Consider the following 15,894-nt stretch of genomic DNA (forward strand, 5'->3'; position numbering starts at 1 on the left):
GGGGGCTCTTGCAGCCCCCTCGGTAACTCAGTGACGGAAGTGACGCATGCCGGTGAACACCATCGCCATGCCGTGCTCGTCCGCAGCCGCGATCACTTCGTCATCGCGCATGGAGCCGCCAGGCTGGATCACCGCACTGATGCCCACCTTGGCGGCATTGTCGATACCGTCGCGGAAGGGGAAGAAGGCGTCGGATGCCATAACCGCACCTTTCACTTCCAGACCGGCATGCTCGGCCTTGATGGCGGCGATGCGGGCGGAGTTCACGCGGCTCATCTGGCCGGCGCCCACACCGATGGTGCGGCCGTCTTTGGCGTAGATAATGGCGTTGGACTTGACCATCTTCGCCACCTTCCAGGCGAACAGCAGTTCGTCCATTTGCTCAGCGCTTGGCTGTGCTTTGGTGACCACTTTCAGGTCGGCCTTGTTGACCATGCCGTTGTCTTTTTCCTGGATCAGCAGGCCGCCGTTCACGCGCTTGTAGTCGAACGCGGTGGGGCGCTCGGCGCCCCACTCGCCACACTCCAGCAGGCGTACGTTTTTCTTGGCAGACACTGCTTCGGCGGCTGCGGCGGAAACTTTCGGGGCGATGATCACTTCGGAGAACTGCTTGTTGACGATCAGCTGAGCGGTCTCGGCATCCAGCTCGCGGTTGAAGGCGATGATCCCACCGAAGGCGGATTCAGGGTCGGTGGCAAAGGCCAGTTCGTAGGCGGTCTTGATATCGGCCGCTACGGCAACACCACAGGGGTTGGCGTGCTTGACGATGACACAGGCGGGCTCGTCGAACAGCTTGACGGTTTCCAGTGCCGCGTCGGTATCGGCCACGTTGTTGAACGACAGCTCCTTGCCCTGGATCTGGGTGGCGGTGGCAACAGAGGCTTCCGGCGCGTCGGCTTCGACGTAGAAGGCGGCCTGCTGGTGCGGGTTTTCGCCGTAACGCATTTCCTGCGCCAGCTCGTACTGCACGTTGTAGGTGTTGGGGAAACTGCGGGCTTCGTTGCTGGTGTTGCGGGCGCCGAAGTGGTTGGCAATCATGCCGTCGTACTGGGCGGTGTGCTCAAATGCCTGCACCATCAGGTCGTAACGGGTCTCGTAACCGAGGGCGCCGTCGTTGGCGTTCATCTCTTCCAGCACTGTGTCGTAGCTGTGGGCGTTGACGACGATGGCCACATCTTTGTGGTTCTTGGCGGCGGAGCGCACCATGGTTGGACCGCCGATGTCGATGTTTTCGATGGCGGTGGGCAGGTCACAGTTGGGGTCGGCAACAGTGGCCTTGAAGGGGTAGAGGTTGACCACAACCATGTCGATGGGCTTGATGCCGTGCTCGCCCATGACGGCGTCATCGGTGCCGCGACGGCCGAGGATGCCGCCGTGCACTTTCGGGTGCAGGGTTTTGACGCGGCCGTCCATCATTTCCGGGAATCCGGTGTAGTCGGACACTTCCACTGCCGGGACGCCGTTGTCCTTGAGCAGTCGGTAGGTGCCACCAGTGGAGAGGATTTCCACGCCGAAGCCATTCAGGGCCTGGGCAAATTCCACGATGCCGGTTTTGTCAGAGACACTGATGAGAGCGCGCTGAACCTTAACAAGTTGAGTCATGGGTGCTTCCGTTGTCGAAAGTTACAGAGTCGAAGGCGGATGTTGAATAAGTGTGGCTCAGCGAGCGGCCCTTATCGAACATCAGACCTCTTTGGGAATTCGTTACTGCTTTACGCTTGTGTTTTAAACGAAGAAGGGCGAGACATGCTCACCCTTTCCGCAAATTGGCGCGTTGCTGTCTTACAGCAGGCCGTACTGCTTGAGTTTCTTGCGCAGGGTGCCACGGTTGAGGCCCAGTACCTGTGCCGCCTTGGTCTGGTTGTGACGGGTGTACTTCATGACCACTTCCAGCATCGGCGCTTCCACTTCCGCCATCACCAGGTCGTAGACAGCACTGACAGACTGGCCGTCCAGGTGCTTGAAGTAGTTGCTCATGGCCTGTTCCACACAGTCACGCAGCGACTGGTTCTGGCTGGCAGCGGGAGTGGGTTCGGTGATAGGGCTGGTCAGTTCAATTGGCGCATCAGCCATTAGCGCTTCAGCAGTGTTCATGCCGCTTTATCCTCTTTCGTTATCAGCTGTTCAAAAAAATTCTGAACGCTGGCGTATTGCTCTTGAGCATTTTCAATGTGATTGAATGTCTGGCGAAAATCCTCGCTTCCGGCGAGGGTTTTCAGGTACCACCCGACGTGCTTGCGGGCAATTCTTGCGCCCATAAAGTCACCGTAGAAGTGGTGCAGCTCACGCAGATGAGCCAGCAAAATTGACCGGACCTCGTCAGCCGTTGGCGGTTGCAGAGTTTCTCCGGTCGTCAGGAAATGGGTAATTTCCCTGAAAATCCAGGGCCTGCCCTGAGCGGCACGCCCCACCATGACCGCCTGCGCACCAGTGCGTTGCAGCACCTCGCGGGCCTTCATGGGTGAATCGATATCACCGTTGGCAATCACCGGAATGGTCACGGCATCGACAATGGCGGCAATAGTGTCGTATTCGGCTTCGCCCTTATAGGCGCAGGCGCGGGTGCGACCGTGCACGGCGAGGGCGGCAATACCGTTCTCCTCGGCAATGCGGGCAATGCGTACACCGTTGCGTTGGTCCGGGCTCCAGCCGGTGCGAATCTTCAGGGTCACCGGTACGTCCACGGCGGCGGTAACCGCACCGAGGATATCGGCCACCAGTTGTTCGTCACGCAGCAGCGCCGAGCCGGCGGCTTTCTTGCAGACCTTTTTCGCCGGGCAGCCCATATTGATGTCGATAATCTGGGCGCCACGCTCGACGTTCATGCGCGCGGCCTCGGCCATCATGAACGGATCACCACCGGCGATCTGTACGGAGCGGGGCTCGGCCTCGCCACTGTGGTTGAGTCGGGTCTGCGATTTGCGGCTGTGCCAGAGGCTGGTGTCGCTGGTGACCATCTCGGAGACCACCAGTCCGGCTCCTTGCTGTCGACACAACTGGCGGAAAGGGCGATCGGTTACGCCCGCCATGGGCGCCAATACCACCTGCTTTTCAATGTGGTAAGGACCGATATGAAACAAGATGCACCCCAAGTGTAACCAGTGCGGTGTGAGCCGCTTTTTCGAACCGTCTGACTGACCGCCGGGGCGCTGTTGCGAGCCGGGGCGGTTCAGAAAGGGGGGCTATGATACCCGCGATAAGCGCTGCTTTAAAAGCACAATTTGCACAGATTGCTGAAAAAATAGGCGTTGACAGGGGCGGGAAAATAGACATTCCTTGCCCCTGCCGGAAGAGCCTTGCAGGGGCTTGCCGACAGGGCAATTTCGGTCCTGTTGAGTACGGTTTTTGGTGTGGTTCAGGGTGTGTCGGTGGGGATGTGTGCCGTGTAGTTGACCGCATCGGCGCCCGGGTCAACCAGCTCCAGGGAAATGTGCACCGGTTGTCCCGGTGGCATCATGGTGGCGCCGGCCAGTTCGCCGCCCAGGTACTCCCGTGGTGTGAAGCGACGGGCGGCCAGCTGCTCGCCATGCAGGCTGCTGAAGGCAAGCACGAAATCGGGGAAAGGCTGTTCAAAGCCGGCGGTATTCAGCAGGATGCTGTCCACCACCAGGGCGCCCTGGGTGCGTGGATGGCTGCGTACCACCAGGTTGTAGGCCTTGACCTTCTCGGGAGCGTAGAGCGAAGGCAGCTGGCAACCGATCAGCGGGCAGACCTGAGCGTAGACGTTGCGCCAGGGTTGCTGGCGGCTGAGGTCGTCAAAGCGATACCAGCCGTACTGAGCGGCCAGCACCAGCAGAGCCAGCAGGCTCAGGCTGCCCCACAGTAGCCGCTTCGGCCAGGGCGAGGCCGGCGGGTGCCAGTCCATCTCCACCGGTGCCGGTGCAATAGCGTCAACAAACGATGTGCGTTCGGCGGTGGCGGGACGCGGTTCGGGATCGCCGGCGAGGCGGAAGAGGGGTTCGTCATTGTGATGTGACTCTCCCAGCTCCTGCAGCAGGTGATCGTCATCCTCTTGCTCTTCTTCGACGTGAAAGCTGCCGGCGTCATTGCGGTCGTAGTTGTGGAGCTGGTCATTGTCCCCAGCTTCTGTGCCGAATGAGGTGAGCTCACCGAAATCTGTCGGGCTGAGGGAGCTGTCCAGGTCGTCGGTGTCGCGGAACTGGTGCTGCAGCGACTGCATGTCGTCATCAGGGTCTGACCCTGACTCTGAATTCGGGCTCTGCTCTTCCCCTTCGATCTCCTCCAGCAGGTTGAGGGCCCATGATTCGTCCGAGTGGTCATCGTTGCGGGTTTCACGCATTCTGGCCGGACGATCAAACAGGGAGCCTTTCCGCCCCTGCGCTTCCTCGAGGAAGGCGTCGCTCAGCTCACCGAGGTGGAGGTCGTCGCCGTCATCCTTGTCCATGTCGTCCGAAATCAGCTCATTGTCATCCAGGTCCGGATGGTCGTCTGCGCCGGAGTCTTCGTAGGCATCATCCCAGCGATGGGGGTCAAAACGGTCGCCGCCTGATCTGCTGAACCCCTCTTCGCTGTTGTCGGGGGCGAAGACGTCGTCGGAGTCGAAAGGCGAGGTTGCCGCTGCGGGGGCTGCGTCCGGTGTGGCCGCGGCAGCCTCTTCCAGGTGATCCAGGGCGCGAAAAATTTGCAGGCAGGAGCCGCAGCGCACCGCGCCCTTGGCGGTTTGCAGCTGGGCATCGGTAACGCGAAAGGAGGTGCTGCAATGGGGGCAGCAGGTGATCCGCTCGGCCATGCGCTTGAAGGTTCCCTGGAGATTATCGGCAGCGGCAGAGTTTAGTCCTTCCTCTGACGGGGGTAAACAGATGCCGCTGGCGGCTGCCGCGATCTATGATCTGGTAGCCTGTTTCCGCTCTTATTCGGCCGCTGCGCGTTTACGGGCGCTGAGACAGACCCACTCATCCTGCAGGCGCGGGGCATCAAATTCGAACCAGGGGCGATAGGCTGCCATCACTGTCTCCGCCTGGGTGGCGAGAATGCCGGACAGGCAGAGTCGGCCGCCGGCGGCGGTCAGGTCGCTGAGGGTGGGGGCCAGTTCTACCAGCGGGCCGGCCAGGATGTTGGCCAGCACAATATCCGCCGGTGCCGGAGGGCAGTCCTGTGGCAAACAGACCGGAAAGCGCTCCGGGGCAATGCCGTTGCGGCGGGCATTTTCCTCGCTGGCGATCAGCGCCTGGGGATCGATGTCGGTGCCGGTGACCTTGTCGGATCCCAGCAGCAGGGCGGCAATACCGAGGATGCCGGAGCCGCAGCCAAAGTCGATCACGCTGGTGTTCTGCAGGTCGGACTGCTGTGCCAGCCACTGCAGGCACATGAAGGTGGTGGGGTGGGTGCCGGTACCGAAGGCCAGTCCCGGGTCCAGCATCAGGTTGACCGCTTGCGGCTCCGGAGGCTCCAGCCAGCTGGGGCAGATCCAGAGGTCGCCGCCGCAGTGGATGGGGTGGTAGTTCTGCATCCATTCCCGCTCCCAGTCACGATCTTCCAGCTGCTCCCACTGGTGCTGGGGCAGGGCTGTGCCGAGCACGCTGCTGGCGATGTGGGTAGCGATGTCGGTATCGATGCTGGCGTCGAACAACGCCGTCACCCGGGTCTGGTCCCACAGTGGCGTCTCACCCAGTGCCGGCTCCAGAATGGGTTGGTCGGCGTTATCCTGCAGGGTAACGGAAACCGCGCCGGCGGCCAGCAGGGCATCTTCGACCGCTTCGGCCTGTTGGCGGCTGGTATCGACTCGCAATTGCAGCCAGGGCATGGCAACTCCTTGGGGATAACGTGCGGGATTGGGCTTTTTCTGGGGCTCAGGAGGCGGACGCGCGGCTACCCATTGGCGCCAGGCGGGTACGTACCCGTTCGATGATGGCAGCGGCGTTGAGGCCCACTTCATCCAGCAGCGCCTGATGTTTGCCGTGATCCACAAAGCGGTCCGGCAGGCCAAAAGGCATCACCGGCGTGTTGAACCCCTGTTCGGCCAGGTACTCCATGACTGCGGAGCCTGCGCCACCGGCGGTACTGTTCTCTTCCAGCGTGACCAGCAGTTCGTGGCTGGCGGCCATCTGACTGATGAGCTCGCGATCCAGTGGCTTCACAAAACGCATGTCGCAGACCGTGGCGTTCAGCGTCTCGGCGGCTTCCAGGGCGGCCGGCAGCAGGGTGCCAAAGTTGAGGATGGCGACCCGCTCGCCATGACGGCGCAGCAGGCCTTTGCCGATCTCCACGGTGGCCAGGCCGGTGTCGATCACTGTGCCGGGCCCGGTGCCGCGGGGATAGCGAATGGCGGCGGGACCGGCGAATTGGTAAGCGGTGGAGAGCAGCAGGCGGCACTCATTTTCGTCGCTGGGGGCGGCGATCACCAGGTTGGGGATGCAGCGCAGGAAGCTGAGGTCGAAGCTGCCCGCGTGGGTGGGGCCGTCTTCGCCCACCAGGCCGGCGCGATCGATGGCAAAGGTCACATCCAGGTTCTGGATGGCAACGTCGTGCACCAGCTGGTCGTAGGCGCGCTGCAGGAAAGTGGAGTAGATGGCCACCACCGGCTTCTGCCCCTCGCAAGCAATGCCTGCGGCCAGGGTTACCGCGTGCTGCTCGGCAATGGCGACGTCGTAGAAACGGTCGGCGTAACGCTCGGCAAAATCCACCATGCCGGAGCCTTCACACATGGCGGGAGTAACGGCCACCAGCTTGTCGTCCGCGGCCGCCATATCGCACAGCCACTGACCAAAAATATCCTGGTACTTGGGCTTTTTCGCCACTGGTACCGCCACCTGAACCTTGGGCTTGGGCTCGATTTTGTTAAGCGCGTGATAGCCCACCGGATCTTCTTCGGCCGGTACAAAGCCTTTGCCCTTGCGGGTGATAATGTGCAGCAGTTTCGGGCCGGGCAGCTCGCGCAGGTTGCGCAGGTCGTGGGTGAGACGATCCAGGTCGTGGCCGTCGATGGCGCCAATGTAATAGAAGCCCAGTTCTTCAAACAGGGTGCCGGGGGACACCATGCCTTTCATGTGTTCTTCGGTTTTACGGGCCAGCTCCCAGGCTTGTGGAATCTTGGAGAGCACACGCTTGCTGTTCTCCCGCAGGCCGGTGTAGAACTTGCTGGCCCAGATCTTGGAGAAGTAGTTGGCCAGCCCACCGACGTTGCGGGAGATGGACATGTTGTTGTCGTTTAGCACCACCAGCAGGTCGGTTTCTGTGTGCGCTGCGTGGTTGAGGGCCTCAAAGGCCATGCCGGCGGTCATGGCGCCGTCGCCAATCACTGCCACATGCTTGCGGTCGCTGCCGGCCATCTCCGATCCCAGTGCCATGCCCAGGGCGGCACTGATGGAGGTGCTGGAGTGGCCCACGCCAAAGGTGTCGTAGTCGCTCTCGCTACGCTTGGGAAAGCCGGCCAGCCCGCCCTGCTGGCGCATGCTGTGCATCTGCTCGCGGCGACCGGTGAGAATCTTGTGGGGGTAGGTCTGGTGACCCACGTCCCAGACGATGCGGTCTTCCGGGGTGTTGTAGCAGTAGTGCAGGGCGATGGTGAGCTCCACCACACCCAGGCCTGCACCGAAATGGCCGCCGGTCTGGCCGACGCTGTAGAGCAGGTATTCGCGCAGTTCCCGCGCCAGCTCCGGCAGCTGCTTTTCCTCCAGGCGGCGCAAATCTTCCGGAGTGGTAACGGTATCCAGAAGTGGGGTAACTGGCCGGGACAGGGGGATCTCTTTAAACATCAGGTTGGCAGGCTGCTTTCGGGCTGATAGAGGGGGAATTCTAGGGGGATAGGCCCCACTTGCCTAGTGCTAATGCCACTTATGGGGGCAAGCGGCCGGTCGCGTCACTTGCCCCGCTCGACAATATAGCGGGCCAGCTGACGCAGCTGCTCTGCCTCGTTGCCAAGGGCATCGCAAGCGGCCAGGGCCTGGTTCAGCAGGTCCCGGGCCTTGGCGCGGGCACCATCCAGCCCCAGCAGAGATACATAGGTGGGCTTGTTGTGGGAGATATCGGAGCCCTGGGGTTTGCCCAGGGTGGAGGTGTCAGCCACCACATCCAGAATGTCATCCTGCACCTGGAAGGCGAGGCCGATGGCATCGGCGTAACGGGCGAGGCTGGTCAGCTGTTGCTCGCTGGCGCCGGCGCTGATGGCCCCCATCAGCACGGCGGCCTTGATCAGGGCGCCGGTTTTGAGGTTGTGCATGTGTTGCAGCTGCTCCAGCGTCAGTTGCTGGTTTACCGCCGCCAGGTCAATGGCCTGGCCTCCCACCATGCCAGCGGGGCCGGCGGCGGTAGCCAGCTGTGCCATAAGCTGGGCGCGGGTGGCGGCCTCAATACCGGGTGCGGTGGCCAGCAGCTCAAACGCCAGTGCCTGCAGGCCGTCGCCGGCGAGAATGGCGGTGGCTTCGTCAAAGGCGATGTGGCAGGTGGGCTGGCCGCGGCGCAGGTCGTCATCGTCCATGGCCGGCAGGTCGTCGTGGATCAGACTGTAGGCGTGGATGGCCTCCAGGGCACAGGCCGCGGCATCGGTGGCGGTGTTGATGCCGCCCACCGCCATGGCGGCGGCGTAGGTCAGCAGTGGGCGCACCCGTTTGCCGCCGCTGAGAAGGCTGTACTTCATGGCGGCCAGCAGCTGCGGAGCGCCGCAGTGATCGCGCTCCATCCACTCGGTCAGGGCGGTATCGCAGCGCTGCTGGCTGCTCTGCAGAAACTCGTTAAAAGCCGGATTCATCGGGGTGGGTCTACTCAGTAGCGATCGGTCAGGTCAGTAGCGACTGGACAGGTCGGTGCAGGTCAGGCGGGATCCTGCTCGTCATCAAGGGGCAGGGCGGTAAGCTGCCCCTGTTCTTCCAGCAGCAGTTGTACTTTCTGCTCAGCCTCGGTCAGGCGGGTCTGGCATTCGCGGGTCAGGCGGATACCGGCTTCGAAGGCGGCCAGGCTCTCTTCCAGGCTCAGCTCGCCTTTCTCCATTTCTGTCACCAGCGCTTCCAGCTGCTGCAGAGACTGCTCAAAATCGGCGGCTTTTTTCTTGGTGGCCACAGGGGGACCTCGTCGACAGATTGGGAAGTGCGAACCCTACCGAAGGGCGCATGGCAGGTCAACGCTCCCGGGCTTTGGGGGCCGGCGCTGGGCGGGCGGCCTATGCTGGGTTATGCGCCAATTGGTAAGGCCGGTTTTGTGAGACATGTCTCACAAAACAGAAAGTGAATGTCGCCTTTTACTTCTTTTAAATTGGTCTATCATTATCAGTGTTGCAGGAAGCAACACAGGGATGCCCGGTACAGACCGGTTACAGGGATAGAGGGACGCCAGCGGCAGGGAAAGGAACGTAGCTGCAAACACAAGGGACTTAGGGTAACGCATAGGCAAAGCACCTGTGAGTATGAGGCCCCGTCGGCAGGATGCCGGCGGGGCTTTTTTATGCCCGGGTGATAGCGGTTTGACAGGGCGCCCCTGTGCACAACCGGCCACCGTCCGGAGAGACGCTTGACAGTTGCCAGTGGCTGGCGGATATTGCATCGGACTGTTTAAAACCTGTTCAGATGGAGGGCTCGCCTTCTTCTGCAATACCCCGATAAGGGTTGGCTGTTCAGGCCGGCTCGCGGCCACCGGGTCGCTTTCGGATTGTCGTCGCGGCAGTAGCCGTCACCGGGCAACAGCCCATCTCCCCCGCCGATTCAGCTTCGTGATCTTTTTTCTGGTCATCCCGTTCCCAGGAGAATGCCGAGTATGAGTGATGCCCGTATCCTTCGCCTCAATGCCGCCGGTCAGCCCCTGGAGTGGGTGGAGTGGCAGATGGCAGCCTGTCTTTACGCCCGCGAGCTGGTGCTCTGGAGCCTTGGCGGGGTGGTGCGCTCCGTCAGGGGCGGGCACAACCGCTTTACCGGGCGCCTGAGTACGATGCAGCTGCCGGCCATTATCGCCTGTGGTGGCAGCCGTCTGGCCCCCCATCGCAGCGCACCGGCGCTGAACAATCCGGCGCTGTTTGCCCGCGACAATCACCAATGTCTCTATTGCGGCGGCTATTTTCATCGCCGGGAGCTTTCCCGGGATCATGTCATGCCCCGCAGCCGTGGCGGCAGGGATCGCTGGGAAAATGTGGTGGCCGCCTGCCGCCGCTGCAACCAGCGCAAGGGTAATCGCCTGTTGCAGGAGACGGATATGGAACTGATTGCCCTGCCTTATCGCCCCAATCCGGCCGAATACCTGGCCCTGGTCAACGGCAGCCGCATCCGCGAGGACCAGGTGGCTTACCTGCGGCCGCAGTTCAATCGTCTTACACACTTGTAACCCGCTCACGGCTGGGGGATGCTGCGGCCGGAAATACATCTGTTGGGGGAGATTTGCTGATGCTCAATCGCCGGACGCTGCTGCCGGGGTTATTGCTGGGGCTGTGGGTAGCTTTGCCGGCCATGGCCTGCGAGCCGCGCACGTCACTGGAGCAGGTCTATTGTCAGTTGCAGGCCCGGGGTGAGACGCTGCCCGCCTGGGCCGATTTTCGCCGCAATCCGCCGTCCACCCAGCGCCTGTTGCTGAGCCGCCCCGCACACCGTGCCGGCCTGCAGTTGCCGGATGCGGAGCCTGTCTCCGGGTTGCCGGAGCACCCGGCTGCACCGCCGATTGTAACGCAGGAGACTGTCAGAGAGGCGGCGCCTGCGGTGGTGCCACAGAAGAACTGCCGCTTGCAACGATACTCCCTGTTGTGTGGTGACCAGGAGTTCAAGCTCAGTGGCAACCTGCCCAACAGCCGCCTTGAAGAGGGGGCGCTGGAGACGGGTAACCAGCTGTTGCTGGAGGAGGTGGCCAGTAGCGATCGCGCGGACATGATCGACAACTACCGGCGCTATATTGAGGCCATGCTCTCCATAGGGCTGGGGGCCTCGACCATGAGTTACACCAAGTTTCACCACGTCTGGCGCAGCGCCGCAGAGCGGGGTGAAAGCCCCTCCCGGCGTTTTGCCCGTATGTTCGAGTACCTGAAGAGCGACAAGCAGCGGCTGGCGGTGCAGAACCGCTATGGCTCGGCCCTGCCGCGGGATATCAGCTGGTGCAGTCCGCTGGGAGAGCTGTTGTGGGTGTGTGACCAGAAGGAGAGCAACTGGGTCTACGTGCGGCGCTAGGCGGGATTGAGGGCCCTGGTCTGATCCATATCCCTGATCCATATCAAAGGCGGGCAGGGGTTGCTGGTGGTTGTCGCCGTATACTTTTTGCTATTCTGCCGGACATTGAAAAAAGGCCGCTGTGCCGCAGAAGAATTCGAACGCCTGTATATTAAAACAACCGCTGGAGAGAGAAGATGAAACTGTCCCTGATGATTTCCACCCTGGCTTTGGCCGCGTTGCCCGTTATGGCCCAGGCTGCAGACCTGGAAGCCGGTAAGCAGAAAGCCACCACCGTGTGTGCCGCCTGTCACGGTGCTGATGGCAAGGCCATGATTCCCATGTACCCCAATCTCGCGGGCCAGAATGCCCAGTACCTCGAGATGGCCATCAAGGCATACAAGAATGGTCAGCGTACCGGTGGTCAGGCGCCGATTATGACCGGTATGGCCGCGCCCCTGAGCGATGCCGATATTGCCAACGTGTCGGCTTATTACGCCTCCCTCAAGTAAGTTGGGGTTATTGTTTCACTGTTGAAAGGCGGCCTCTTCCGGGGCCGCCTTTTTTTATGTCTGCCGGCAAGGGATTTGGGGGCACCGGCGGAAGCGGAAGCTGAGCGAGGCAACCATCTTGGCATATACTCCGTAACCAGAGCCCGGCAGCGCGTTGGCTGTCAGTGAATTTACCAGGGGGAAAGCCTGCTCTATGAAAATTGGTCTGGTTATAGTCGGGGACGAAATCCTCTCAGGTCGTCGCGAGGACCAGCATCTGTCGCGGGTGGTGAAGATGCTCACCAGTCGCGGCCTGTGTCTCAGCTGGGCGCGGGTGATGGGTGATGATCGCGAGGACCTGGTCAACTGCTACCGGGACTCCTTCGCCCGCGGCGATGTGGTGTTGAGCACGGGCGGTATCGGCGCTACGCCGGACGACCTTACCCGTGAGGCGGTAGCGGAGGCCCTGGGTACCGTGACCGAGCGTCACCCTTTTGGCGTGGAATTGATGGAGCAGTTTTCCCGCGATACCGGCAAGGAGTTGACCGCCGAGCGCTACCGCCTGATCGAATTTCCCAAAGGCTGCGACATTATCCCCAACCCGGTGAACAAGATTCCCGGCTTCAGCATTCAGCATCACCACTTTGTCCCCGGTTTTCCGCAGATGGCCTGGCCCATGCTGGAGTGGGTGCTGGATACCCACTACGCCGATATGGGCGATGTTGGCTATCGCGAGTATTCCCTGTTTGTGAAGGGGGCCAATGAGAGTCGCATCATTCCGTTGATGGAGCAGCTGATGGCGGAGTACGCCGGCGTCAAGGTCTTCAGCCTGCCGGTGATGGATGAGAATCCGCGTATTGAACTGGGGGTGAAGGGGCCGCAACTGCTGGCCAAGGAGGCGTTTGCCAAAATGAAAGCCGGTCTGCCGTCTCTGGGGCTGGAGTGGTACCGGGCCTGAACGGGCGGTGTCAGTGACCGGCGGTAGCCGGTCACTGACAGGTTGCCAGGTTTACTGGTCTTCGCGCAGGAAACTCTCCACTTTCTCCACCATGGTGGTAGAGCCCACCACCAGCGGTACCCGCTGGTGCAGTTCGGTAGGTTGCAGGGAGAGGATGCGCTGGTCCGGTCCGGCCACCGCCTTGCCACCGGCCTGCTCCGCCAGGAACGCCATGGGGTTGCACTCATACAGCAGGCGCAGCTTGCCGTTGGGGTGGCTGTGGGTGGGCGGGTAGAGGTAGATGCCACCCTTGATCATGTTGCGGTGGAAGTCGGACACCAGTGAGCCGATGTAGCGCGAGGTGTAGGGGCGGTTGGTGGCCGCATCCTTCTCCTGGCAGTACTTGATGTACTTCTTCACGCCCGCCGGGAAGTTGATGTAGTTGCCTTCATTAATAGAGTAGATCTTGCCTTCCTGGGGAATGCGCATATTGGGGTGTGACAGGTAGAACACGCCCAGGCTCGGGTCGAAGGTGAAGCCGTTGACGCCATTGCCGGTGGTGTAGACCAGCATGGTGGAGGAGCCGTAGATCACATAACCGGCGGCTACCTGCTGATCGCCGGGCTGCAGGAAGTCCTCGGCGGTCACTGGCTGGCCCACCGGGGAGACGCGACGGTAAATGGAGAAGATGGTGCCTACGGAGACGTTAACGTCGATATTGGAGGAGCCGTCCAGCGGGTCCATCAGCACCACGTAGCGACCGTCCGGGCTGTGGCCCTCCTCAAAATAGACGTACTCCTCTTCTTCTTCGGAGGCAATGCCGCAGACGTCGCCGCGGGCGGCCAGGGCAGCCTTGAATTTGTCATTGGCGTAGACGTCCAGCTTCTGCTGTTGTTCGCCCTGGACGTTCTCCAGTCCTGCGGCACCGGTGATGTCGACCAGGCCGGCTTTATTGATCTCACGATGGACGATTTTGGCGGCAAGGCGGATGGCGGAGAAGATGTTGGTGAGGGCGCCGGTGGCTTCCGGGTACTCGGCCTGACAATCAATGATGAATTCGCCGAGAGTCTTGGTCATTTGCATAGAGGGCTCTTGTTATCCTGCGGACTGCTTTTCCTGAGGAGTGTAGTGTCCCAGCTGCGGCGCAATTGTCAATGAAAAGGGGGATAACTGTCATGCCGGCGGTGCCTGTGGCCGGTTTTGCATGGTGGTGGTTTTTGCCGTTTAATGGTCGCTCTGCGCCCTCAGGAAGCGGGGGTGGGACGGCGGCCAGCGAGGTTGGCGTTCTGCTGGCTGCAGTCACTTTGTCACAGGTTTCAACTACCCTGAAAAGGGGTCAACAGGCACCCCGGAAGTGGGCCGCGGAGGGCTCAAATTTTCTGTGGTGCGCTGCCTGTTTTTCATGCAGAATTGCGCGCCTGCTCGGCCGGGGGTCGGGCAATTCCCTATGTTTACTGGTGAAATACCGGGAGGATCGGAAGAGTTGGATGATATTCAATGGGACGTGGCACAGGCCGCGGAACTGTACGGCATCGACCGCTGGGGCAACGACTACTTTGCCCTGAACGACGATGGTTTGGTGGTCGCCAAGACCCTGAATGCCGATGTGCCTATCCTGGACATCGTCAAGGGGCTGGCAGAGCGGGACCTGCATATGCCGGTGCTGCTGCGGATCGAGAACATCCTGGACGCCCAGTTGTTCCGCCTCAACAACGCCTTTCGCGAAGCCATCAAGGGTGCCGGTTACCAGAATATCTACCGCGGGGTCTATCCGGTCAAGGTCAACCAGCAGGCGCAGGTAGTGGAGGAGATTGCCGACTTCGGCAAGCGCTACCAGCACGGCTTTGAGGTGGGCAGCAAGCCGGAACTGATTGCGGCACTGTCGGCGCTGGAAGAGCCCGGCAGCCTGATTATCTGCAACGGCTACAAGGATTCCGAATTCATTGAACTGGGTTTGCAGGCCAGCAAGCTCGGCTTTATCTGTATTTTCGTCATCGAAACCCCTACCGAGCTGCCCATTATTATTGAGCGCAGCCGGGCGCTGGGTGTTTCGCCCTGCATTGGCGTGCGGGTGAAGATGACCACCCGCGTCAGCGGTCACTGGAACACCACCAGCGGCGATCGCAGTGTGTTTGGTCTCACCACCAGTCAGCTGATTGACGTGGTGGACCAGCTCAAGCGAGAGGATATGCTCGACTGCCTGCAGCTGCTGCACTGCCACCTGGGCTCCCAGATTCCCAATATCCGTGATATCCGTGGTGGTATCGTGGAGGCGTGTCGCTACTACGCCGACCTGCGTCGCGAGGGCGCGGCGCTCTCCTATATCGACCTGGGTGGCGGCCTGGCGGTGGACTACACCGGCGCCAGCAACAGTGGCGAGCAGAGTCGTAACTACTCGCTGGAAGAGTATTGCGCCGACGTGGTGGAGACCATCCGCGATACCCTCGACGAGTATGGCGTGCCGCACCCCACTATCGTGACTGAATCCGGTCGCGCTACCGTGGCCTACTCCTCGGTGCTGCTGTTCAACATCCTCGACGTCAACCTGTTTGAGCCTACCCAGAGCGAGCCTTTCCGCGAGGATGAGCACCCGCAGATCTCGCAGATGCGGGAGGTGCTGGAGTACCTCAGCCAGGAGAGCGCCCAGGAGTGCTTCAACGACGCCCACTTCCATCGCCAGGAGGTGCGGGAGCTGTTCCGTCGCGGCCAGATCGACCTGCGCACCCGCGCGGTGGCCGAGAACCTGTTCCTGGAGATCCTCCACGGCGTGGTGGCGCAGACCGAAACCATGGATCGCGTACCCACCGACCTGGAGGGTTTGAAAACCTCGCTGGCGGATATCTACTACGGCAACTTCAGCCTGTTCCAGTCGCTGCCGGATATCTGGGCCATCGACCAGCTGTTCCCCATTATGCCCATTCACCGTCTTGAGGAGGTGCCCACCCGTCAGGCGGTGCTGGCGGATATCACCTGTGACTGTGACGGCAAGATCGATCGCTTTATTGATCCGGTGGAGAGCAGCAACAAGACGCTCTCCCTGCACGCCCTGAAGGATGGCGAGGAGTACTACCTGGGTGTGTTCCTGGTGGGCGCCTATCAGGAGACCCTGGGTGACCTGCACAACCTGTTTGGCGATACCAACGTGGTCAGCGTGCGCCTGAATCGCGACGGCAGTTACGAATTCGTCAAGGAGATTCACGGTGATACCGTCGCCGATGTACTGAGTTACGTGGAGTACGATCCCAAGGATGTGTTGTTGCGTTATCGCAACACCGCCGAGCGCGCGGTGCGCGAAGGGCGCATCACCGTGCGCGAGCGCCAGCAGATCGTGAAGCGCTTCAGCGAGAGCCTGCAAGGCTACACTTACTACGAAAAAGAAGTTTATTAAGTT

The 15,894-nt window shown here is 61.3% G+C and carries 14 protein-coding genes; 5 read left to right on the forward strand and 9 right to left on the reverse strand.

Features of this window, described 5'->3' with window-relative positions:
* Positions 1 to 27: 27 nt before the first annotated feature.
* The 8 genes from purH to GSF27_RS13395 form a co-directional block, all read right to left on the reverse strand.
* Positions 28 to 1,602, reverse strand: a complete 1,575-nt coding sequence (gene purH, locus GSF27_RS13360) for a bifunctional phosphoribosylaminoimidazolecarboxamide formyltransferase/IMP cyclohydrolase (protein WP_160969923.1) — start codon at positions 1,600 to 1,602, stop codon at positions 28 to 30.
* Between the two features lie 180 nt (positions 1,603 to 1,782).
* Entirely contained in the window at positions 1,783 to 2,094 is a 312-nt protein-coding gene (gene fis, locus GSF27_RS13365) for a DNA-binding transcriptional regulator Fis (RefSeq protein WP_160969925.1), read from the reverse strand.
* Entirely contained in the window at positions 2,091 to 3,080 is a 990-nt protein-coding gene (gene dusB, locus GSF27_RS13370) for a tRNA dihydrouridine synthase DusB (protein ID WP_160969927.1), read from the reverse strand. Before dusB ends, fis begins: the two co-directional genes overlap by 4 nt.
* Positions 3,081 to 3,355: 275 nt before the next feature.
* Positions 3,356 to 4,750: a DUF3426 domain-containing protein gene (locus GSF27_RS13375; protein WP_160969929.1), complete on the reverse strand. Its 1,395-nt coding sequence runs from the start codon at positions 4,748 to 4,750 to the stop codon at positions 3,356 to 3,358.
* 120 nt (positions 4,751 to 4,870) lie between these two features.
* Positions 4,871 to 5,764 (reverse strand): 50S ribosomal protein L11 methyltransferase, encoded by an 894-nt coding sequence (gene prmA, locus GSF27_RS13380; RefSeq protein ID WP_160969931.1) that lies wholly within the window; start codon positions 5,762 to 5,764, stop codon positions 4,871 to 4,873.
* Positions 5,765 to 5,810: 46 nt separating this feature from the next.
* A complete protein-coding gene (gene dxs / locus GSF27_RS13385) occupies positions 5,811 to 7,715 on the reverse strand; it encodes a 1-deoxy-D-xylulose-5-phosphate synthase (RefSeq protein ID WP_160969933.1) in 1,905 nt (634 codons plus the stop codon).
* A gap of 104 nt (positions 7,716 to 7,819) precedes the next feature.
* Positions 7,820 to 8,707, reverse strand: coding sequence for a (2E,6E)-farnesyl diphosphate synthase (gene ispA / locus GSF27_RS13390; RefSeq protein ID WP_160969935.1), 888 nt, complete (start codon positions 8,705 to 8,707; stop codon positions 7,820 to 7,822).
* 62 nt (positions 8,708 to 8,769) lie between these two features.
* Positions 8,770 to 9,015 carry an exodeoxyribonuclease VII small subunit gene (locus GSF27_RS13395; protein WP_160969937.1) on the reverse strand — a complete coding sequence of 82 codons (246 nt, stop codon included), beginning with the start codon at positions 9,013 to 9,015 and terminating at the stop codon, positions 8,770 to 8,772.
* A 690-nt stretch (positions 9,016 to 9,705) separates the two neighbouring features.
* Between GSF27_RS13395 and GSF27_RS13400 the strand changes: the two genes are divergently transcribed.
* From GSF27_RS13400 to GSF27_RS13415, 4 genes are all read left to right on the forward strand, one after another.
* A complete protein-coding gene (locus GSF27_RS13400; protein WP_160969939.1) occupies positions 9,706 to 10,266 on the forward strand; it encodes an HNH endonuclease in 561 nt (186 codons plus the stop codon).
* A 59-nt stretch (positions 10,267 to 10,325) separates the two neighbouring features.
* Positions 10,326 to 11,096: a hypothetical protein gene (locus tag GSF27_RS13405; protein ID WP_160969941.1), complete on the forward strand. Its 771-nt coding sequence runs from the start codon at positions 10,326 to 10,328 to the stop codon at positions 11,094 to 11,096.
* A gap of 176 nt (positions 11,097 to 11,272) precedes the next feature.
* Complete coding sequence (locus GSF27_RS13410; protein ID WP_160969943.1) at positions 11,273 to 11,587, forward strand: cytochrome c; 315 nt, start codon at positions 11,273 to 11,275, stop codon at positions 11,585 to 11,587.
* 193 nt (positions 11,588 to 11,780) lie between these two features.
* Positions 11,781 to 12,524 (forward strand): molybdopterin-binding protein, encoded by a 744-nt coding sequence (locus GSF27_RS13415; protein ID WP_160969945.1) that lies wholly within the window; start codon positions 11,781 to 11,783, stop codon positions 12,522 to 12,524.
* 51 nt (positions 12,525 to 12,575) lie between these two features.
* Here the strand turns inward: GSF27_RS13415 and fbp are convergent, their stop codons facing one another.
* The gene (gene fbp / locus GSF27_RS13420; RefSeq protein WP_160969947.1) at positions 12,576 to 13,586 is read right to left on the reverse strand and encodes a class 1 fructose-bisphosphatase; all 1,011 of its coding nucleotides are present in this window, start codon (positions 13,584 to 13,586) and stop codon (positions 12,576 to 12,578) included.
* Between the two features lie 364 nt (positions 13,587 to 13,950).
* Between fbp and speA the strand changes: the two genes are divergently transcribed.
* Positions 13,951 to 15,891 carry a biosynthetic arginine decarboxylase gene (speA, locus tag GSF27_RS13425; RefSeq protein ID WP_160969949.1) on the forward strand — a complete coding sequence of 647 codons (1,941 nt, stop codon included), beginning with the start codon at positions 13,951 to 13,953 and terminating at the stop codon, positions 15,889 to 15,891.
* Positions 15,892 to 15,894: the final 3 nt, after the last annotated feature.

The sequence above is a fragment of the Pseudomaricurvus sp. HS19 genome (assembly GCF_009857815.1).
GTDB lineage: Bacteria > Pseudomonadota > Gammaproteobacteria > Pseudomonadales > Cellvibrionaceae > Pseudomaricurvus.

Excerpts from the sequence above, each read along its gene's own strand:
- purH (WP_160969923.1), bottom strand. The coding sequence starts at position 1,602 with ATGACTCAACTTGTTAAGGTTCAGCGCGCTCTCATCAGTGTCTCTGAC.
- fis (WP_160969925.1), bottom strand. The coding sequence starts at position 2,094 with ATGAACACTGCTGAAGCGCTAATGGCTGATGCGCCAATTGAACTGACC.
- GSF27_RS13375 (WP_160969929.1), bottom strand. The coding sequence starts at position 4,750 with ATGGCCGAGCGGATCACCTGCTGCCCCCATTGCAGCACCTCCTTTCGC.
- prmA (WP_160969931.1), bottom strand. The coding sequence starts at position 5,764 with ATGCCCTGGCTGCAATTGCGAGTCGATACCAGCCGCCAACAGGCCGAA.
- dxs (WP_160969933.1), bottom strand. The coding sequence starts at position 7,715 with ATGTTTAAAGAGATCCCCCTGTCCCGGCCAGTTACCCCACTTCTGGAT.
- ispA (WP_160969935.1), bottom strand. The coding sequence starts at position 8,707 with ATGAATCCGGCTTTTAACGAGTTTCTGCAGAGCAGCCAGCAGCGCTGC.
- GSF27_RS13400 (WP_160969939.1), top strand. The coding sequence starts at position 9,706 with ATGAGTGATGCCCGTATCCTTCGCCTCAATGCCGCCGGTCAGCCCCTG.
- GSF27_RS13405 (WP_160969941.1), top strand. The coding sequence starts at position 10,326 with ATGCTCAATCGCCGGACGCTGCTGCCGGGGTTATTGCTGGGGCTGTGG.
- GSF27_RS13410 (WP_160969943.1), top strand. The coding sequence starts at position 11,273 with ATGAAACTGTCCCTGATGATTTCCACCCTGGCTTTGGCCGCGTTGCCC.
- GSF27_RS13415 (WP_160969945.1), top strand. The coding sequence starts at position 11,781 with ATGAAAATTGGTCTGGTTATAGTCGGGGACGAAATCCTCTCAGGTCGT.
- fbp (WP_160969947.1), bottom strand. The coding sequence starts at position 13,586 with ATGCAAATGACCAAGACTCTCGGCGAATTCATCATTGATTGTCAGGCC.
- speA (WP_160969949.1), top strand. The coding sequence starts at position 13,951 with ATGTTTACTGGTGAAATACCGGGAGGATCGGAAGAGTTGGATGATATT.